General features: G+C 76.4%; 16 protein-coding genes. 9 read left to right on the top strand and 7 right to left on the bottom strand.

Annotation, left to right across the window (positions count from 1 at the left end; genetic code table 11):
• Nucleotides 1-69 precede the first annotated feature (69 nt).
• Complete coding sequence (argS, locus tag OSB71_RS08495) at nucleotides 70-1851, bottom strand: arginine--tRNA ligase (RefSeq protein WP_265946008.1); 1782 nt, start codon at nucleotides 1849-1851, stop codon at nucleotides 70-72.
• Between the two features lie 280 nt (nucleotides 1852-2131).
• Between argS and lysS the strand changes: the two genes are divergently transcribed.
• Nucleotides 2132-3898 carry a lysine--tRNA ligase gene (gene lysS / locus OSB71_RS08490; protein WP_265946006.1) on the top strand — a complete coding sequence of 589 codons (1767 nt, stop codon included), beginning with the start codon at nucleotides 2132-2134 and terminating at the stop codon, nucleotides 3896-3898.
• A gap of 27 nt (nucleotides 3899-3925) precedes the next feature.
• On the opposite strand, the gene OSB71_RS08485 is transcribed toward lysS, so the two are convergent.
• The 3 genes from OSB71_RS08485 to OSB71_RS08475 form a co-directional block, all read right to left on the bottom strand.
• Nucleotides 3926-5215 carry a DUF2637 domain-containing protein gene (locus OSB71_RS08485; protein ID WP_265946004.1) on the bottom strand — a complete coding sequence of 430 codons (1290 nt, stop codon included), beginning with the start codon at nucleotides 5213-5215 and terminating at the stop codon, nucleotides 3926-3928.
• A 128-nt stretch (nucleotides 5216-5343) separates the two neighbouring features.
• Nucleotides 5344-6057, bottom strand: a complete 714-nt coding sequence (locus OSB71_RS08480) for a DUF3558 family protein (protein WP_265946002.1) — start codon at nucleotides 6055-6057, stop codon at nucleotides 5344-5346.
• Between the two features lie 41 nt (nucleotides 6058-6098).
• On the bottom strand, nucleotides 6099-7010 hold the full coding sequence (locus OSB71_RS08475; protein ID WP_265946000.1) for a hypothetical protein: 912 nt from the start codon (nucleotides 7008-7010) through the stop codon (nucleotides 6099-6101).
• Between the two features lie 696 nt (nucleotides 7011-7706).
• Here OSB71_RS08475 and OSB71_RS08470 point away from each other — a divergent pair.
• From OSB71_RS08470 to OSB71_RS08460, 3 genes are all read left to right on the top strand, one after another.
• Complete coding sequence (locus OSB71_RS08470; RefSeq protein ID WP_265945998.1) at nucleotides 7707-8900, top strand: RtcB family protein; 1194 nt, start codon at nucleotides 7707-7709, stop codon at nucleotides 8898-8900.
• 108 nt (nucleotides 8901-9008) lie between these two features.
• The gene (locus OSB71_RS08465; RefSeq protein ID WP_265945996.1) at nucleotides 9009-9704 is read left to right on the top strand and encodes an ArsR/SmtB family transcription factor; all 696 of its coding nucleotides are present in this window, start codon (nucleotides 9009-9011) and stop codon (nucleotides 9702-9704) included.
• Complete coding sequence (locus tag OSB71_RS08460; protein ID WP_265945994.1) at nucleotides 9701-11101, top strand: MFS transporter; 1401 nt, start codon at nucleotides 9701-9703, stop codon at nucleotides 11099-11101. The genes OSB71_RS08465 and OSB71_RS08460 overlap by 4 nt, the downstream gene beginning before the upstream one ends.
• A 35-nt stretch (nucleotides 11102-11136) precedes the next feature.
• On the opposite strand, the gene OSB71_RS08455 is transcribed toward OSB71_RS08460, so the two are convergent.
• Entirely contained in the window at nucleotides 11137-11892 is a 756-nt protein-coding gene (locus OSB71_RS08455) for an SDR family NAD(P)-dependent oxidoreductase (RefSeq protein ID WP_265945991.1), read from the bottom strand.
• A 115-nt stretch (nucleotides 11893-12007) separates the two neighbouring features.
• On the opposite strand from OSB71_RS08455, the gene ccmA reads away from it, so the two are divergent.
• The 3 genes from ccmA to OSB71_RS08440 all read left to right on the top strand — a co-directional run bounded on the left by ccmA (nucleotide 12008) and on the right by OSB71_RS08440 (nucleotide 14854).
• Nucleotides 12008-12706 (top strand): heme ABC exporter ATP-binding protein CcmA, encoded by a 699-nt coding sequence (ccmA, locus tag OSB71_RS08450; protein ID WP_265945989.1) that lies wholly within the window; start codon nucleotides 12008-12010, stop codon nucleotides 12704-12706.
• Entirely contained in the window at nucleotides 12696-14369 is a 1674-nt protein-coding gene (locus OSB71_RS08445; protein ID WP_265945987.1) for a DUF6297 family protein, read from the top strand. The genes ccmA and OSB71_RS08445 overlap by 11 nt, the downstream gene beginning before the upstream one ends.
• Before the next feature lie 77 nt (nucleotides 14370-14446).
• Nucleotides 14447-14854, top strand: coding sequence for a hypothetical protein (locus tag OSB71_RS08440; RefSeq protein ID WP_265945985.1), 408 nt, complete (start codon nucleotides 14447-14449; stop codon nucleotides 14852-14854).
• A gap of 13 nt (nucleotides 14855-14867) precedes the next feature.
• On the opposite strand, the gene OSB71_RS08435 is transcribed toward OSB71_RS08440, so the two are convergent.
• Together OSB71_RS08435 and OSB71_RS08430 are read right to left on the bottom strand one after the other, a co-directional pair.
• Nucleotides 14868-15269, bottom strand: coding sequence for a hypothetical protein (locus OSB71_RS08435; RefSeq protein ID WP_265945983.1), 402 nt, complete (start codon nucleotides 15267-15269; stop codon nucleotides 14868-14870).
• Nucleotides 15270-15336: 67 nt separating this feature from the next.
• Entirely contained in the window at nucleotides 15337-15888 is a 552-nt protein-coding gene (locus tag OSB71_RS08430; RefSeq protein WP_265945981.1) for a hypothetical protein, read from the bottom strand.
• Nucleotides 15889-16005: 117 nt separating this feature from the next.
• On the opposite strand from OSB71_RS08430, the gene hemL reads away from it, so the two are divergent.
• Together hemL and OSB71_RS08420 are read left to right on the top strand one after the other, a co-directional pair.
• Nucleotides 16006-17325 (top strand): glutamate-1-semialdehyde 2,1-aminomutase, encoded by a 1320-nt coding sequence (gene hemL, locus OSB71_RS08425; RefSeq protein ID WP_265945979.1) that lies wholly within the window; start codon nucleotides 16006-16008, stop codon nucleotides 17323-17325.
• Entirely contained in the window at nucleotides 17322-18074 is a 753-nt protein-coding gene (locus OSB71_RS08420) for a histidine phosphatase family protein (protein ID WP_265945977.1), read from the top strand. Before hemL ends, OSB71_RS08420 begins: the two co-directional genes overlap by 4 nt.
• Nucleotides 18075-18136: the final 62 nt, after the last annotated feature.

The following is an 18136-nucleotide window of genomic DNA, read 5'->3' as shown; positions in this document are numbered from 1 at the left end:
CGCCGCCCCCCGGCATGCGAGAGGCCCCCCGCCGCGGCGGGGGGCCTCTCGCATGCCGGGGGGCGGCGCCTACAGGCGCTCGGGGGTGCGGATGCCCAGGAGCGCCATGCCCTGGTGCAGCGTGCGGCCGGTGAGGTCGCACAGGAACAGGCGGTTCTCGGACGTCTCCCGCTCCACGCCCTCCTTGATCACCGGGCAGTGCTCGTAGAACGTCGTCAGGTGCGTGGCCAGCCCGTACAGGTAGGCGGCCAGCTTGTGCGGCTCGTAGCTCTCGGCCACGCCCGCCAGCGTCGCCCCGAACTCGTCCAGGTGGAGTCCGAGCGCCCGCTCGGCCGCGGCCAGGGGCAGCTCCGGGTGCGCGACGGGCCGCACGTCCCCGGAGGCGGCCCGGCGCAGGATCGACTGGACGCGCGCGTACGCGTACTGGAGGTAGACGCTGGTGTCGCCGGTCAGCGAGACCATGCGGTCCAGGTCGAAGACGTAGTCGCGCGACATGGAGGTGGACAGGTCGGCGTACTTGACGGCGCCGATGCCCACCTGCGCGGACCGCTCGGCGATCTCCTGCTCGGTGAGGTCGCGCGCCTTCTCCCGGACGACGGTGGACGCGCGCTCCACCGCCTCGCCCAGCAGGTCGACCAGGCGCACCGTCTCGCCCTCCCGGGTCTTGAACGGCTTGCCGTCCCTGCCCAGCACCGTGCCGAAGGCGAGCTGCCGGGCGACCGTGCCCTCGGGCAGCCAGCCCGCGCGGCGCGCCGTCTCGAAGACCATGCGGAAGTGCAGCGCCTGCCGGGCGTCCACCACGTACAGCAGGGTGTCGGCGTGCAGCGTGCCCACGCGGTCGCGGATCGCGGCCAGGTCGGTGGCCGCGTAGCCGAAGCCGCCGTTGGACTTCTGCACGATCAGCGGGCTGGGTGTGCCGTCGGGGCCCTTGACGTCGTCGAAGAACACGCACAGCGCGCCGTCGGAGCGCACGGCCACGCCCGACTCCTCCAGGTCCCGCACGACCCGCTGGAGGTCGTCGTTGTAGGCGCTCTCGCCCACCACGTCCGCGTCGCGGATCTCCACGTCGAGCTGGTCGTAGACGGCCTGGAAGTAGATCTTCGACTCGTCCACGATCTTGTGCCACAGCGCGAGCGTCTCCTCGTCGCCCCCCTGGAGGCGCACCACCCGGTCCCGGGCACGGGACTTGAACCCCTCGTCGGAGTCGAACAGGGTGCGCGAGGCCTTGTAGAGCCGGTTCAGGCGCGCCATCGCGGCCTCGCCGCCCTCGGTGCCCCGCTCCGCGTCCGAGGCGTGGTCCAGCTCGTGCGGGTGCTCGATCAGGTACTGGATGAGCATGCCGAACTGGGTGCCCCAGTCCCCGATGTGGTGGCGCCGGACGACCTGCTCGCCGCGGTGCTCCAGGATGCGCACGACGGCGTCCCCGATGACCGTCGAGCGCAGGTGGCCGACGTGCATCTCCTTGGCGACGTTGGGCTGGGAGTAGTCGACGACGGTGGTGCCCGGCCGCTCGGCGAACGGGACGCCCAGGCGCGCGTCGGCGTACCGGGCGGCGAGCGTGCGCACGATCGCCGCGTCGGCCACGGTGACGTTGAGGAAGCCCGGCCCGGAGACCTCGACGCCGCCGATCACCTCGTCGTCCTCGGGCAGCCCCGCCACGACCCGGGCGGCCAGCTCACGCGGGTTGCCCCCCAGCCGCTTGGCGAGCGCGAGCATGCCGTTGGCCTGGAAGTCCGCCCGGTCGCTGCGTCGCAGCAGCGGGTCCGCGTCGGCGGCCTCCGGCAGAGCTGCCGAGAGGGCGTCCGCGACGCGCTGGTGGACCGTTGCGGCGAGTGAGGAGACCGAAGCCATGGATGGTGAACCGTTCCGATCGGCGGTGGGTACGTATCCGCGCAGTATCCCACGCGGGTGCCTGGGCCCGGCACGGCTTTCCACGCGGCGGGACCCGGCCGGGGGGCAGTGCCGTCCGGGGGCGGGACCCGGCCGGGGGGCAGTGCCGTCCGGGGGCGGGACGCGGCCGGGGGGGCGGCGAACGTCTGGGGGCGGGACCCGGCCGGGGGGTGCGGCGCCGTCTGGGACAATGGCCGCGCGGACCAAGCGCAAGCACCACCCAGCAACGCGAAAGAAGGACGTGCCGACCGTGGCTCCTAGCACCGAGACCGACTGGGTCTCCCGATTCGCGGACGAGGTCATCGCCGAGGCGGAGCGCCACGCCCCCGGCAAACCCATCGTCTGCGCCTCGGGCCTCAGCCCCTCGGGGCCGATCCACCTGGGCAATCTCCGCGAGGTCATGACCCCGCACCTGGTGGCCGACGAGATCCGGCGGCGCGGCCACGCGTGCGTGCACCTCATCTCCTGGGACGACTACGACCGCTTCCGCAAGGTGCCGGCCGGGATCGACGCGTCGTGGTCGGAGCACATCGGCAAGCCGCTCACCTCCGTGCCCGCGCCGCCCGGCAGCGAGCACCCGAACTGGGCCGAGCACTTCAAGGCCGCGCTGGTGACGTCGCTGGCCGAGCTGGGCGTGGAGTACCGCGGCATCAGCCAGACCCAGCAGTACACCTCCGGGGCCTACCGCGAGCAGATCCTGCTGGCCATGCGCGAGCGGCACACCATCGACGCGGTGCTCGACCGCTACCGCACCAAGCAGAAGCCGGGCGGCCCGGACGGGGCGGGCGCCCAGCGGGGGCAGCCGCAGAAGCAGGGGAAGCAGCAGCAGAAGCCGGTGGACGCCGACGAGCTGGCCGCCGCCGAGGGCTCCGGCGCGGCGGCCGAGGACGACGGCAGCGGCACGGGCGGCGCCTACTACCCGTACAAGCCCTACTGCGGGCGCTGCGAGAAGGACTTCACCACCGTCACCTCCTACGACGACGAGACGACGGAGCTGGCCTACCGCTGCGCCTGCGGCCACGCCGAGACGGTGCTGCTGCGCGAGTACGACCGCGGCAAGCTGGTGTGGAAGGTCGACTGGCCGATGCGCTGGGCCTACGAGGGCGTCACCTTCGAGCCGTCCGGCGTCGACCACTCCTCGCCGGGCTCCTCCTACGTCGTCGGCGGCCAGATCGTCCGCGAGGTGTTCGGCGGGCGGCAGCCGATCGGGCCGATGTACGCGTTCGTCGGCATCAGCGGCATGGCGAAGATGTCCAGCTCGCGCGGTGGCGTGCCCACCCCGGCCGACGCGCTGGAGATCATGGAGGCGCCGCTGCTGCGCTGGCTCTACACCCGCCGCAAGCCGAACCAGTCCTTCAAGGTCGCCTTCGACCAGGAGATCCAGCGCACCTACGACGAGTGGGACGCGCTGGAGCGCAGGATCGCCGACGGCACCGCGCAGCCCGCCGACGTCGCCGCCTACGACCGCTCGGTGCGCACCGCGGCCGGTGAGCTGCCGCGCACCCCGCGCCCGCTGCCCTACCGCACGCTGGCCTCCGTCGTGGACGTCGCCCAGGGCTCGCCCGAACAGACCCTGCGCATCCTCGGCGAGCTGGACCCCGGGCGTCCGGTCACCGCGCTGGACCAGACCCGGCCCCGGCTCGACCGCGCCGCCTGCTGGGTCACCACCCACGTCCCGGCCGACCAGCGCACCCGAGTGCGCACGACCCCTGACACCGAGCTGCTGGACACGCTGGACGACGGCCAGCGCGAGGCGCTGCGGCTGCTGCTGGAGGGGCTGGACACCCACTGGTCGCTGGACGGGCTGACCACGCTCGTCTACGGCGTGCCGAAGGTGCAGGCCGGGCTGTCGCCCGAGGCGAAGCCCACCCCGGAGCTCAAGCAGGCCCAGCGGGCCTTCTTCGCCCTGCTCTACCGGCTCCTGGTCGGCCGGGACACCGGGCCCCGGCTGCCCACCCTGCTGCTGGCCGTCGGCGCCGACCGGGTCCGCAAGCTCCTCGCGGGGTGACGGCCGCGCGGCCGGCGGCCCACCGGGTCAACCGGTGACGCCGATCTCCTCGTTGAGCCGCTCGCGGCACTCGCGGACGTAGGGGCGCAGGTAGCGCTCGCTGAGCAGGGTGCCGTCGTGGTTGGTCACCCCGTGGCGCTCGTGCAGGGCGACGGCGAGGCTGCGCGCGGTGGGCCGCTCCCCGCGCGCGGCCAGGTCGCGGTACGTCGCGTAGTACACGTCCTCGTGCGGAACGCCGTCGGGGAGGCCGACCGGCTCCTCCGCCCGCTCCGGTTCCGCGGCGGGCGCGGGCGCGGGTGCGGGCTCCGGTGGGGCGGGCTCCGGTGGGGCGGGCCGGGTCCGCGCGGGGCTGCGCAGCGGTCGGCGCCCCGGCTGACGTATGTACTCCCGGCCCGGCTCCGGCTCCCCGGCCCCGGCCGGGTGCGGCCCGGGGGCGTCGTCCCGCCGCGGTCCGGGCGCGGGCTCCGGCGCGGGCCCGGGCGTGCCGTCCCCGGTGCCGTGCGGGCGCGCCGGCTCCGGCTGGGCCTGCGGCTGCGGCTCGGGCTGAGGTTGCGGCTGGGGCTGCGGCGTCGGTTCCGGGGGCAGGGCGGCGCGCGGCGCGGGCTCGACCGGCGTCGGCCGCTCCGGCTCGACGAGCCCCGCGGCGGCCAGGCCCGCGGGCGCGGTCTGGGCGAGGGGGACGCCGTAGCGGGCGAGCTTCAGCGGCATCAGCGCCTCCACCGGCGCCTTGCGCCGCCAGCCGCGGCCGTACCGGGCGCGCAGCCGCGCCCGGTAGACCAACCGGTCCTGCTCCAGCCGGATCACCTCGTCGTAGGAGCGCAGCTCCCACAGCTTCATGCGGCGCCACAGCCGGAAGGTGGAGGGGAACGCCAGCAGCCAGCGGGTCAGGCGCACGCCGTCCATGTGCTTGTCGGCGGTGATGTCGGCGACGCGTCCGACCGCGTGCCGGGCCGCCTCGACGGAGACGACGAACAGCACGGGGATGACGGCGTGCATGCCGACGCCGAGCGGGTCCGGCCAGGCGGCGGCGCCGTTGAAGGCGATGGTCGCCGCCGTCAGCAGCCAGGCGGTCTGGCGCAGGAGCGGGAAGCCGATGCGCAGCCAGGTCAGCAGCAGGTCGAGCGCGAGGAGGACGACGATGCCCGCGTCGATGCCGATGGGGAAGAAGGGGGCGAAGGCGCCGAAGCCCTTGCGCTCGGCCAGGTCGCGGACGGCCGCGTAGGAGCCGGCGAAGCCGATGGCCGCGATGACCAGGGCCCCGGCCACGACGACCCCGACGAGCACCCGGTGCGTGCGGTTGAGCTGCGGCACGGACACGCGCGGACCCCTTCCCGGTGCGGTACGCCCTCGAAAGCGTGAGCGGCGCCCAGCCTGGCACACGTTGTCAAGGGCATGCCCGTGGGGGACGGGGGCACGAACCGGGCGGGGGTGCGGGGTGGCCGGGGCTACTTGACGCCGGCGACGGCGGCCTTGGCGGCCTTCTCGGCGCCCTCGCGGATCGCGTCGGCGCTCGGGGTCTTGGCGTCCTCGAACCCGGTGCCCGAGTAGTCGACGGTCACGACGACGTTGGCGGTGCGGGCGGCGATGAACTGGTGGCGGTACTCGCCCGCCGCGTCGCCGTCCTTGACCTCGGCGTCGAAGCCGACCCCGGTCGCGCTGTCGCCGACGCCCTCCAGCGGCGCCTCCTTCACCGACGCGTGCGCCTCGTCGCCGCCGACCTTGGCGACCTGCTCCTCGGCGTACTGGGCGGCGCGCTCGTCACCGGTGCCCAGGGTGAGGTCGGACTCGTAGCGGCGCAGGGAGACGGTGAGCGAGCGGTAGTCGTACTCGTCCAGGCCCGTCCACAGGCAGCTCGTGTAGGTGTCGGTGTCCTTGGAGCGCAGGGCCTTGCCCTTCTCGTTCTCCACGCCGGGCACGACGTCCTCGACCGTCTTCTTCGGCAGCACCGAGCAGGCGTCCGGCAGTTCGGCGAACTTCACCGGCTCCGGCTCCGGCGGCGCGCTGCTCGCGCTGGGGGACGGCGCGGCCTCGCCGCCCTTGTCGTCGGAGCCGCCCGAGCAGCCGGCGACCAGCAGGACCGGCACGGCGGCCAGGGCCAGGGCGCGGCGCAGCCGGACGGCACCGGCCCGGGCGGCGGGGGAGGAGGTGGTGTGGAGCATGGTGTGTTCGCTTTCCCAGTCTCGGGTTGCCCGGTCTCGGGTCAACTCTCCAGCCGCTCGGCGAGCTGCCGGGCCAGGCGCAGTGCCTGTTCCTGCAGTTCCCCGCTGTCGGGCAGGCGGCGCTTGTCGGTGGACCACTGGTCGTACTCGACGGTGACGATGACGTTGCCCGTGCGGAAGACCAGCGTGATGTCGCGGTGGACCCCGGCGTCGGCGGTGACCAGCTCGTCGTCGAGGTAGGCCGTCTCCCCGACGCCCTCCAGGGGACGTGGGGCCAGCGCCGGGTCGGGGGGCGGCGCGCCGGTGGCCCCGTCCCGGGCCGGGCCGCCCGTGGCGTCGGCGTCCGGCTCCGGTGCGGTCCGCTCGGTGGTGCCGTCCGCGGCGCCGGGCGCGTCCACGGGGGACGCCCCGTCGGTGGCGCCGCCGTCGGCCGTGCCGTCGGTCGCCCCGTCGGTGGGCTCGTCGGACGCGGGTTCCGTGGGTGGCGGCGTCTCGGGGATGTCGGCCTCGGCGGCGCGCTCCTCGTACAACTCCGCCGCCTGGTCGTTGTCGCTGACCGTCGGGTCGTAGGAGACGACGCGTTCCAGGTCCACGGTGAGGTGGCGGCTGCCCAGCGCGGTGGAGCTCTTCCAGGAGCAGCCGACGCGCCGGTCGGTGTCGTAGGTGACGGCGGCCTCGCCCTCCAGGGCGGCCACCACCGCCTCGGCGCCCGCGCCGTCCGACTCCGTGCCGGGGAACAGCGCCCCGCGCAGCACGTCCCGCCCCAGCGCGCCGCACGGCTCGGGCAGCGTGCGGTAGCGGCCGGGCGGCGCCGCCGGGGTGGCCTCGGCGGACGTGCCGGACGTGCCGTCGCCGGCCCCGCCGCCCTGCCCGGACACCCCGGAGCAGCCGGTCACGACCGCGGTCAGCGCCGCGAGCACCGCGACGCCGCCCAGGTACGTCCTGCGCTGCACGGTGGCCTCCCGGTGGCTCGTACGGTCGGACGAGAACAAGCTGGCACTGGCGCGCCGTCGTCGGGACGGCAGACCCATTGTCTACCGCACGCGCCGCGCGGCCGTCCGGCCCGCCAGCGTATATGCGGCGCTATGTCCGGCTTGCGCGGGGGTTGAGAAACGTCACTGCGGACGCCACCGCGGGGCGGGCGCCTGCGCGCGCGCCTGGGCACCCGGCCGTACCTGCGCGCCCCGGCCGTACCGGTCGCCCGCGCGTCGCGTACCGGTGCCTTCCGCGCCCGCGCGTCGCGTGCTGACGGGCGCGGTGTGCGTTCGGGGTGCACCGCGTGCCGTCCGCGCCCGGGACTTCCGGGGGCGCCCCCCATGCCCGGGTGAACCGCGCTCGCGTGTTCCGCGCACGGGCCCGGGCCGTGCGCGTCGGCACGTCGCGCGTCCGTGCCCGGTGTCCGTGTCGTCCGTGCCCCGCCTCCGTGGTCCGTGGCGCGTGCCCCCGTTCCGCGCCGTGGTCCGTCGCGCGTGCCGCCCGGTGCGCGCCGGGGTCCGGTGCGTCGTGCGGCCGGTGCCGGGGGGAAAACGTGTTGCCGCGCGGTGGTGGCGAGCGGCCACAATGGAGCCGATCCCGCGCCCTGGCCGCCACGAAGTCGGCGTTGCCGCGCGGGAGTCGTCGTCCATGAGCAGGGGGGAGCTGACGCGATCATGCCGTACACGGAGGTGCCGGGCGCCCGGGTGCCGATCCGGATGTGGGCGGACCCGGCCGGCGTCGAGGACGTCGCCATGCGGCAACTGCGCAACACCACCACGCTGCCGTGGGTCGAGGGGCTGGCCGTCATGCCGGACGTGCACTACGGCAAGGGCGCGACGGTGGGCTCGGTCATCGCGATGCGCGGCGCGGTCTGCCCGGCGGCGGTCGGGGTGGACATCGGTTGCGGCATGTCGGCCGTCCGCACGTCGCTGACCGCGAACGACCTCCCCGGGGACCTGTCGCGGCTGCGGTCGCGGATCGAGGCGGCCATCCCGGTCGGGCGCGCGGCGCACGACACCCCGGTCGACCCGGCCCGGCTGCACGGTCTGGCCACGGCCGACTGGGGCGCCTTCTGGGCGGGTTTCGACGGCGTGGCCGAGGCCGTGCGCTTCCGGCGCGAGCGCGCCGCCCGGCAGATGGGCACGCTCGGGGGCGGGAACCACTTCTGGGAGCTCTGCGTCGACGAGTCCGGCGCCGTGTGGGTCATGCTGCACTCGGGATCGCGCAACATCGGCAAGGAGCTGGCCGAGTACCACATCGGGGAGGCGCGGCGGCTGCCGCACAACCGGGACCTGGTCGACCGCGACCTGGCCGTGTTCGTCGCCGACACCCCGCAGATGGCCGCCTACCGCAACGACCTGTTCTGGGCGCAGGAGTACGCGCGGCGCAACCGCGAGGTGATGATGGCGCTCTCGCTCGACGTGCTGCGCAGGGAGTTCGGGAAGGCCCGGCCGGTGTTCGACCCGGTGATCTCCTGCCACCACAACTACGTGGCCGAGGAGCGGTACGAGGGGAGGGACCTGCTCGTCACCCGCAAGGGCGCGATCCGCGCGGGCCGTGGCGAGTACGGCATCATCCCGGGCTCCATGGGCACCGGCTCCTACATCGTCAAGGGCCTGGGCAACGCGGCGTCGTTCAACTCCGCCTCGCACGGGGCGGGTCGGCGCATGAGCCGGAACCAGGCGCGCCGGCGGTTCACCGCGCGGGACCTGGCGGAGCAGACGCGGGGCGTGGAGTGCCGCAAGGACGCCGGCGTGGTGGACGAGATCCCCAGCGCCTACAAGCCGATCGAGCAGGTCATCGAGCGGCAGCGGGACCTGGTGGAGATCGTCGCCCGGCTCAGGCAGGTCGTCTGCGTCAAGGGCTGACCACCGGGCCCCGCCGCTCAGGCGGTGGGGCCCGGCTCGATGGTTTTCCCAAACAAATTCTGCAAAAACTTCTTGGCAAAGTGTTCCCGGTGCTCCTACGCTCCCGGCATGGCAGATGACGAGCGCAAGCGCGTACTGGACCCCGTGGCGGACGCGGCGGCCCTGAAGGCCCTCACCCACCCCCTGCGGGTCCGGCTGCTGGGGCTGCTGCGGGAGAGGGGGCCCGCGACGGCCAGTGAACTCGCCGCCGTCACCGGGGAGTCGTCCGCGTCCACCAGCTACCACCTGCGGGTGCTGGCGAAGTACGACTTCGTGGTGGAGGCCGAGCACCGGGACGGCCGGGAGCGCCGGTGGCGCGCGGCGCACTCCCTGACCTCGTGGGACAACGCGGCCATGGACGCCTCGCCGGAGAGCCGCGCCTTCGTCGACCTCATGCGCAGGCGCCAGATCGAGCACCTGGGGGCCTCCCTCGCCCGGCACCAGGCGGACATGGCCGCCGGACGGCTGGACGGCGCGTGGGTGGAGCCGTCCGGGATCGGCGACTGGATGCCGCGGCTCACGCCGGAGTCGCTGAGCGAGCTGTTCGCGGTGGTCGAGGAGAAGCTGACGGCGCTGACCGACCGGGACGCGGGCGACCCGCGCGCCGAGCACGTCGTGTTCCTCGCCGCCGGTCTCCCGCTGGCGCCGCCGGCTCCCGCGGAACCGGAAGGGGAGCCGGCGCCGGAGCCCGGGTCGGAGCCGCCACCGCGGCGGGCGGAGCAGGGACGGACGCAGGCCGGGCCGGACGCGGACGGCGCCGCGTGAGCGCGGCCGGGGCGGCACGCACCGCCCGGCGGCGCTACGTCACCGTGAGCGCCCTGTTCTGGCTGCCCGCGGGGCTGGCCATCGCCCCCGGCGTGCTGCTGTTCACCGAGCGCGGCATGGCGCTGGCGGCCATCGCGGGCTTCTTCGCCGCGCACTCGCTCACCGCCGCCGTGCTGGAGCTGCCCACCGGAGGACTGTCCGACGTGGTGGGCCGCCGGGTCGTCCTGGCCGCCGCCGGTGTGCTGAACCTGGCCGCGCTCACCTTCCTCGCGCTGGGCACCACCGCCTGGGCGTTCACCGGGGGCATGGTGCTGATGGGGGCGGGCCGCGCCCTGTCGAGCGGGCCCGCCGAGGCCTGGTACGTCGACACCGTCCACGCGTGCGCCGGCCCCGACGCGGAGCTGCGCACCGGGCTGGCGCGGGGCGAGTCGGCGACCTCCGCGGCGCTCGCCGCCGGGGTCCTGCTCGGGGGTCTGCTGCCCTGGCTGCTGGGGCTCGACGCCGCGCTCGCCTCCCGGCTCGAAGCGGCGACGTCCGGGCTGGTGGTACCGCTGTCCGTGCCGCTGCTGCTGGGCGCGGTGGGCGAGCTGGGCTTCGTGCTGTACGTCCTGGCCGCCCTGCGGGAGCCGCCCCGTGTGGCGGTCACCGCTCGCGAGGTGCTGCGCGGGGTGCCGGTCACCGTCGCGAGCGGACTGCGGCTGGGCGGGCGCGACGCGCTGGTGCGCCGGGTGCTGCTCAGCGCGGGCGCGGCCGGGGGAGCCCTCGCCACCATCGAGCTGCTCGCGCCCGGACGGGCCGCGTCGATGACCGGCGCGGCGGAGTCGGGCGCCGTGCTCTTCGCCCTGGTGGCCTGCGCCGGGTTCGTCTGCTCGGCCCTCGGCAGCCACCTCGCGCCGGTCACCGCGCGGGTGGCGGGCGGCGGCGAGCGCGCGATCCTGGTGAGCCTGGGGGCCGGGGCGGGCGGCCTGCTCCTGCTGGGCGCCACGGCCGCCTTCACCGGCGCGCTCGCCGCGGTGCTCGCGGCCACCGGCTACGCCCTGGTCTACCTCGGGCTCGGCGCCGCCGGGCCCAACGAGAACGACCTCCTGCACCGCCGCGTCGCGAGCGACGCCCGGGCGACCGCGCTGTCCGTGCAGTCCCTGGCGCTCCAGGCCGCCGGGGCCCTCACCGGTCTGCTCGTCGGGGCGCTGCGACCGGGGGCGGCGCCCTGGCTGCTCGGCGGGGCCGTGCTGCTGGCGGGCGCGCTGCTGTGGGCGGGCGGCACCCGGCGCGCGGTCGGCGCCGACACCAAGGCCCCGCCCGCCGGGTCCGCCGTGCCGCCGTCGGCCGTGCCGGACGCCCGGAGCGCCGACGACCCGGCCGCCCCGGGGCCGCACCCCGTAGGTCCCGTCGCCTGACGGCCGGGCGGCCGGCGCCCCCGCCCCGCCGGTGGTCAGCCGGTGCGGTGCACCTTGCGGTTGGACGCCTGCGCGCGGGGCCGGACGACGAGCAGGTCGACGTTGACGTGGGCCGGCCGGGTCACCGCCCAGGCGATGGTGTCGGCGACGTCCTCCGCGCTCAGCGGGTCCGGCACACCCGCGTAGACGGCGTCGGCCCGCTCGGCGTCGCCCCGGAAGCGGGTGAGCGCGAACTCCTCGGTGCGCACCATGCCGGGGGCGATCTCGATGACGCGCACCGGCTCCCCGCACAGCTCCAGGCGCAGCGTCTCCGTCAGGGCGTGGGCGCCGTACTTGGCGGCGGAGTACCCGGCGCCGCCCTCGTAGACGGCGAGCCCCGCGGTGGAGGAGACGACGACCACCGTGCCGTCGCCGGACGCGGTGAGCGCGGGCAGCAGGGCCTGCGTCATGTGCAGCACGCCGAGCACGTTGACCTCGTACATGGTGCGCCACTCGGCCGGGTCGCCGGTGGCCACCGGGTCGGTGCCGAGCGCGCCGCCCGCGTTGTTGACCAGCACGTCCACCGGGCCCAGCGCGGTGGCGAAGGCGTCGACGGCCGCCCGGTCGGTGACGTCGAGGGGGTGGGCCTCGGCCGCGTGCCCGGCGTCCGCCAGCTCCCGCGCGAGCTCCGCGACGCGGTCCGCGCGGCGCGCGGTGAGCACGACGCGGTACCCGGCCGTGGCGAGCCGCCGCGCGGTCGCGGCGCCGATCCCGCTGCTGGCTCCGGTGACGACGGCGGTCCGGCTGCTCATGCGATGCCCTCCTGGCGACGTGCTGCTCGACGGCCCTGCGGCGCGCGTGGTGCGGCCCGGTCGGCAGGCTACCGGCCCTGGCACCATGGACGCCGACGCACGGTGAGGGGTGGGGATGGCGGAGTCGGAGCGCGGTGCCGCGCTGCTGGCCGTACGGGAGGTCGCGCACCGCTACGGCGAGCGCGAGGTGCTGCACGGCGTCTCGCTGACCGTCGCGCCGGGGGAGTGCGTGGCGCTGGTCGGGCCCAACGGCTGCGGCAAGTCCACGCTGCTGCGGCTGGCGGCCGGCCGGGAGCGTCCCACGGCGGGCCGCGTGGTGTTCGACGGCGCCGAGGTCGACGAGGACGAGCCGGCCACCCGCGCCCGGATCGCCGCCGTGCTGGACGCGGCGTCCTTCTACCCGGACCTCACGGTGGGCGAGCACCTGCGCTTCGTCGCCCTCGCCCACGGGCTGCGCGACGCGGACGCCGAGGCGGCCGTCGCCCGCGAGCTGTCCGCCCACCGCCTCACCGACCGGGCCGACGCGCTGCCCGCGGCGCTGTCCTCCGGCCAGACGCAGGCGCTGCTGCTGGCCACCGCGTTCGTCCGCCCGCACGCGCTGCTGCTGCTCGACGAGCCCGAGCAGCGCCTGGACGCCCGGGCGCGCGCCCGGCTCACCGACCGGTTGCGCGCCCACGCGCGGCGCGGCGCCGCCGTCCTCCTGGCCACCCACGACGCCCGCCTCACCGAGCGCGCCGCCGACCGGGTGCTCGCACTGGAGTCCGGCCGCCCGGCCGCCCCACCGGAACCGGCGGCCGATCCGCATGCGCGCTGACGCGGACCCCGGCCGGCCCGGGGCGCCGGACGCGCCCGCCCGGGACGCGCACGCCCGGGACGCCGCGACCCGCCGCGCGCTGGCCCACCTGCGCGCGGCGGACCGCCGGGGGCGGCGGGAGCGCCGGCGCGGCGCCCTGGTGACCGGTTACGGCGTCCTGCTCGTCGCGGCCGTGCTGGGCGCGCCGTACCTGCTCGCCGCCGCCGAGGGCGCCTGGTGGCAGCGCGTGCCCGGCGCGGCCGGGTGGCCGGCCGCGCTCGCCGTCGCGCTGCCCGCGCTGTGGGCCGCCGGGCCGGTGCTCGCCGCCCGCCACGCCGCCTGGCACGGCCCCGTCGGCGTCGACCCGGCCACCGCTTGGTGGGCGCTGCCGCAGCCGCTGCTGCGGCGCCGGCTGCTGCTGCCCCGGCTGGCGGCCGTCGCCTGCGGCACCGCGCTCGCGGGCGGCGCGGCGGGCGCGGCGGCCGGGTTCCTGCTCGGCACGCTCCCCGGCGCGGCCGTGGGCGCGGGGGCGGCGGCGGGGGCGTGGGCGGGTGCCGCGCTCGGGCTGGGCTGCGTGGCGGTGGGCGTGCTCGTCGAGCGGTACGACCGCGCCGTGCTCCGGCTCGGCCGCCGTCTGCGCGCGTCCGGCTGGGTGGTGCTCGGCGGCCTCGCGGCGCTCGCGGCGTGCGCACTGGCCGCGCGGGTGCCGGACTGGCTGGGACCGGTGCTGCTGTGGTCGGGGCCGTGGGGGTGGGCGGTGCAGCCCCTGGTGGCGGCGGTCGGCGCAGGGGCGCCGCGGTGGCCGGTGGCCTGCGCGCTGACCGCCGCGCTGCTCGGGGCCGCGGCGGTCTGGTGCGCGCGGGCCGCGCCGGGCGTGCCCGGGGAGGCGCTGCGCCGGCGCGCCCACCTCGTCCGCGCGGTGACGGCGTCGCTGTTCTCGCTGCGGCTGCGGGCGGCCCGGCAGACGCTGCGCGCCCCGCACCAGGCGGTCGGCCGGTCCCGGGTGCGGCTGCCCGTGCCCCGGCGCCGGTGGCTGCTGGTCCCCTGGCGCGACGCCACCGGCCTGCTGCGCGCCCCGGCCCGCGTGCTGGGGGCCGCCGTCGCGCTGACCGCCGCGGTGCTGCTGACGGCCGCCGCCCCGGCCGACGGGCTGCGGTACCAGGTGCTGGTGTCGGCCCTGGCACTCGGTGCCCTCTACCTGGCCGCCGCCCAACTGGCCGAGCCCGCCCGCGTCGACGGGGACGATCCGCGCCGGGCCGGGCCGCTGCCCTACTCCCGCGGCGGGCTGGCGCTGCGGCACGGCCTCCTCCCGGCCGCCGCCCTGCTCGCCGGGCTCTTGGGGGTCTGCGGCGCGGGCGCCCTCACCGGCGCGGGGCACCCCGGCTGGCCGGTGCTGCTCCTCGCCGCGCCGACGATGGTGGGCGCGGCGCTGGTGAGCGCCTACCGCGGCGGCCTGCCCGCGCACGTCGCGCTCGGCGTGGAGACCCCGTTCGGCAACACCGCGCCCTTCCAGATGGCCCTGTGGTACGCCCGCGGCCCCCTGGGCGCCCTGCTGTGCACCGTCCCGCCGCTGGCCGCCACGGTGCACGCCGCCGCGCTCCCCCTCCCCTGGGCCCTGTGGCTGGTGGTCGCCGCCCCCGGCTCCGCCCTGTGGGCGCACCGCGCCGCCCGCCACCAGGGGTGAGCCCGGCCGCCGGGCGGGGCCGCCGCGCCCGGGGAGCCGGGCGTGCCCGGGCGGCGCGGGAGGCGTACGGTCGAAGGATGACGAGTGTGCCTGAGGACGCGTACCACGTCGGGGTCCACGTCAGCGGCTGCGGCCGTGCGGCGGCGGGCACGGTGTTCGGTGCGCTGGAGAGCGCGTTTCCCGCCGGACTGCTGCCCGCGGGCCGGGAGGCGCTGGGTCGGGACGCGGGCGGCGACGGTGACGGCGGGGACGGCGGCGCCCACGGCGGCCACATGGTGTGGTCCGCCGAGGTCGACACCCGCCGCGGCTCCTCCGGCGCGACGGCGGCGCCGAGCGCGCTGTCCGAGCCGGTGGACGTCGACCTCGACGGCCCCGCGGAGCCCGTGGGACAGGTGAAGAGGGTGCTGACGGCCGCGTTCGACGCCGAGGACCACGGCACCTCGCCCGGGGAGCACGAGGTCGAGGTGCGGCTGCGCCTGCGCTAGCGCGGCCCGGCGCTCAGCGCGGCGGCAGCGGGGCCAGGAACGTTCCGTCCGGCTCCTGCCAGGTGCCGTCGAGGCACCACAGCGTGCCCCCGTCCGCCGCGGGCACGGCCCCGGCCCCGCCGGAGCACCGCTCGCCCGGCAGGACGGCCCCGGCCCGGGCGGTGTGGCGGGCGCCCGGCTCGTGCGGCGCCGGGTCGGGCGCGGCGGAGCCGTGCGCGGCGAGGTAACTGGCGTAGGGCACCGGCTCGCTCAGCGCCGGCCCCGGGTCCCACCCGCTCTCCGACGCGGTGGGCGACGGCGCCGGTCCGGCGGAGGGCGCCGCCGTCTCCAGCGGCACCGTCGCACACCCGGCGCCGCCCGCCACGCCGATCACGCAGCCGACCAACGCCCCTGCCCCACGCCGCACCCACGTCATCACCACCCAGTATGCCCCGCCCGCGCCGGGTCCGACCGGCTCCGCGCCAGAGCCGTCTGACTTGGCGTCAGGGCCAGACGAGGCAGTAGGCCTCGTGGCCGGCTTCGTGGAGGCGGTGGCTGAAGTCCTGCCACTCGTGCAGCAGCCGGTAGACGTCGAACGCGTCGCGGAGGCCGCCGCGTTCGGGAACGGTGGACCAGATGAACGCGGCGGCGCCCACGGACTCCTCGCCGACGCCGCGCAGGGGGTCGACCACCGTCATCGGCAGCTTGACCACCGCGTAGTCCGGGTGCAGCACGACCAGTTCGAGCGGGGGGACGCGGTGCAGGGGTATCCCCTCGATGCCGGTGAGGACCATCGCGGCCACCGTCTCCGGCTTGATGCGTGTGAACATGCCCTGGCCCAGCTCGTCCCCGCCCAGCTCCTCGGGCCGCATCGACAGGGGCACGCGCGCCGCCGTGGCGCCGTTCGGAGCGCCGAAGTACTTGTACGTCACCTCCACGCGGCCGCCACCCCTGACGCTCTCGCTCTCCGCCGCATCGCCGCGGTGCCGGCCCCGTGGTACGCGTTCCGGTTCGAGGTCCCCGGGACCCTCGCCAGGTCCGCCTCCGCGCTGCATGTCACCACCCGACTGTGCGCGGCCCTCGCCGCGCTGACCCGATCATCGTCTCAGAGACCTCCCCCGCCCACGGCCGGTGAAACGCCCGGCCGCACAAGCGCGCGAAGCTCTGTCACCATGGCTTGCGTGAGCTATCCGTACGAAGCACCAGTATCGCAGTCCCTCTTCGACCGTGCGGCCGTCGTGACGCCGGGTGGTGTGAACTCCCCGGTACGGGCCTTCGGGGCCGTCGGCGGCACCCCGCGGTTCATGACCTCGGGTTCCGGTCCGTACCTGACGGACGCGGACGGCCGCGAGTACGTCGACCTCGTCTGCTCCTGGGGGCCGATGATCCTCGGGCACCGGCACCCGGCCGTCCTGGACGCCGTGCGCGCCGCGGTGGAGCGCGGCACGTCCTTCGGCACGCCGGGCGAGGGCGAGGTGGAGCTGGCCGAGGAGATCGTCGCCCGCGTCGCGCCCGTGGAGCAAGTGCGGCTGGTGTCCTCGGGCACCGAGGCGACGATGTCCGCGATCCGGCTCGCGCGCGGCTTCACCGGCCGCGCCAAGGTGATCAAGTTCGCGGGCTGCTACCACGGCCACGTGGACGCCCTGCTGGCCGCGGCGGGCTCGGGCGTCGCCACCTTCGCGCTCCCCGACACCCCGGGGGTCACCGGCGCGCAGGCGGGCGAGACGCTGGTGCTGCCGTACAACGACCTGGCGGCGGTGCGGGCCGCGTTCGCCGCGCACCCGGACCAGATCGCCTGCGTCATCACCGAGGCCTCGCCCGGCAACATGGGCGTCGTGCCGCCCGCCGAGGGGTTCAACGCCGGGCTCAGGGAGCTGTGCGCCGAGCACGGCGCCCTCTACGTCTCCGACGAGGTGATGACCGGCTTCCGCGTCTCCCCGGCCGGCTGGTTCGGCCTCGACGGCGTCACCCCGGACCTGATGACCTTCGGCAAGGTCATGGGCGGCGGCTTCCCCGCCGCGGCGTTCGGCGGCCGGGCCGACGTGATGGCCGCGCTCGCCCCGGCGGGCCCGGTCTACCAGGCGGGGACGCTCTCCGGTAACCCGGTGGCCACCGCGGCCGGCGTCGCGCAGCTCCGCCAGCTCGACGAGGCGGCCTACGCGCGGCTGGACGAGACGGCCGCCACCCTGCGCGGGCTCGTCACCGAGGCGCTGGCCGGGGAGGGCGTCGCCCACCGGGTGCAGCGCGCGGGGAACATGTTCTCCGTCTTCTTCACCGACGAGCTGGTCACCGACTACGAGCGGGCCCGCGCCCAGGAGACGTTCCGCTACACCGCGTTCTTCCACGCGATGCTCTCGGCCGGGGTGTACCTGCCGCCGTCGGCCTTCGAGTCCTGGTTCGTGTCCACCGCGCACGACGAGCGGGCGATCGAGCGCGTCGCCGCCGCGCTGCCCGCCGCCGCCCGCGCCGCGGCCCGGGCGGTCGCGGCATGAGCGGGACGCACGACGCCGTCCGGGGCGACGCGGTGCGGCGCGACAAGACGGTCACGGTCGTCCACCTGATGCGCCACGGCGAGGTGGAGAACCCCGAGGGCATCCTCTACGGCCGCCTGCCCGGCTACCACCTGTCCGAGCTGGGCCGCCGGATGGCCGACCGGGTGGCCGACGCGCTCGACGGCAACGACATCGCGCACGTCGTCGCCTCGCCGCTGGAGCGGGCGCAGGAGTCGGCGCAGCCGGTCGCCAAGGCGCACGGCGTGGACGTGGCCACCGACGAGCGGCTGGTCGAGGCGGGCAACTTCTTCCAGGGCAAGACGTTCGGCGTCGGCGACGGCGCCCTGCGCCGCCCGGGGAACTGGCGCCACCTGCGCAACCCGTTCAAGCCGTCCTGGGGCGAGCCGTACGTCGAGCAGGTGGTGCGGATGTCCGCCGCGCTGGACGCCGCCAAGGACGCCGCCCGGGGCCGGGAGGCGGTCTGCGTCAGCCACCAGCTCCCGATCTGGACCGTGCGCAGCTTCGTCGAGCGCCGCCGCCTGTGGCACGACCCGCGCAGCCGCGAGTGCACGCTCGCCTCGCTGACGAGCTTCACCTACGTGGGCGACACGATCGTGTCCGTCTCCTACGCCGAGCCCGCGCTGGACCTGGTGCCGCCGCACCTGCGCGCCGGTTCCGCCCGGCAGCCCAAGCCCCGCCCGTCGCGCCCGTCGCGCAAGCCGTGGCGAACCGGTGGAAGACCGGCCTGAACAGGGCGGACGTTCGGGACAAGGGGGGCGCGGAATACCCCCCGGGCGCTCATGCGAAACTT

It is taken from the genome of Streptomyces marinisediminis, from assembly GCF_026262575.1.
Taxonomy (GTDB): Bacteria; Actinomycetota; Actinomycetes; order Streptomycetales; family Streptomycetaceae; genus Streptomyces; species Streptomyces marinisediminis.
Note: the sequence above shows the minus strand (reverse complement) of the source record. Positions and strands in the feature narration are given on the sequence as shown.

Bases quoted from the DNA above. Each gene is read 5' to 3' on its own strand.
- argS (WP_265946008.1), bottom strand. From the start codon at position 1,851: ATGGCTTCGGTCTCCTCACTCGCCGCAACGGTCCACCAGCGCGTCGCG.
- OSB71_RS08480 (WP_265946002.1), bottom strand. From the start codon at position 6,057: ATGCTCCACACCACCTCCTCCCCCGCCGCCCGGGCCGGTGCCGTCCGG.
- OSB71_RS08470 (WP_265945998.1), top strand. From the start codon at position 7,707: ATGCCGTACACGGAGGTGCCGGGCGCCCGGGTGCCGATCCGGATGTGG.
- OSB71_RS08465 (WP_265945996.1), top strand. From the start codon at position 9,009: ATGGCAGATGACGAGCGCAAGCGCGTACTGGACCCCGTGGCGGACGCG.
- OSB71_RS08455 (WP_265945991.1), bottom strand. From the start codon at position 11,892: ATGAGCAGCCGGACCGCCGTCGTCACCGGAGCCAGCAGCGGGATCGGC.
- ccmA (WP_265945989.1), top strand. From the start codon at position 12,008: ATGGCGGAGTCGGAGCGCGGTGCCGCGCTGCTGGCCGTACGGGAGGTC.
- OSB71_RS08445 (WP_265945987.1), top strand. From the start codon at position 12,696: ATGCGCGCTGACGCGGACCCCGGCCGGCCCGGGGCGCCGGACGCGCCC.
- OSB71_RS08440 (WP_265945985.1), top strand. From the start codon at position 14,447: ATGACGAGTGTGCCTGAGGACGCGTACCACGTCGGGGTCCACGTCAGC.
- OSB71_RS08435 (WP_265945983.1), bottom strand. From the start codon at position 15,269: ATGACGTGGGTGCGGCGTGGGGCAGGGGCGTTGGTCGGCTGCGTGATC.
- OSB71_RS08430 (WP_265945981.1), bottom strand. From the start codon at position 15,888: ATGCAGCGCGGAGGCGGACCTGGCGAGGGTCCCGGGGACCTCGAACCG.
- hemL (WP_265945979.1), top strand. From the start codon at position 16,006: ATGGCTTGCGTGAGCTATCCGTACGAAGCACCAGTATCGCAGTCCCTC.
- OSB71_RS08420 (WP_265945977.1), top strand. From the start codon at position 17,322: ATGAGCGGGACGCACGACGCCGTCCGGGGCGACGCGGTGCGGCGCGAC.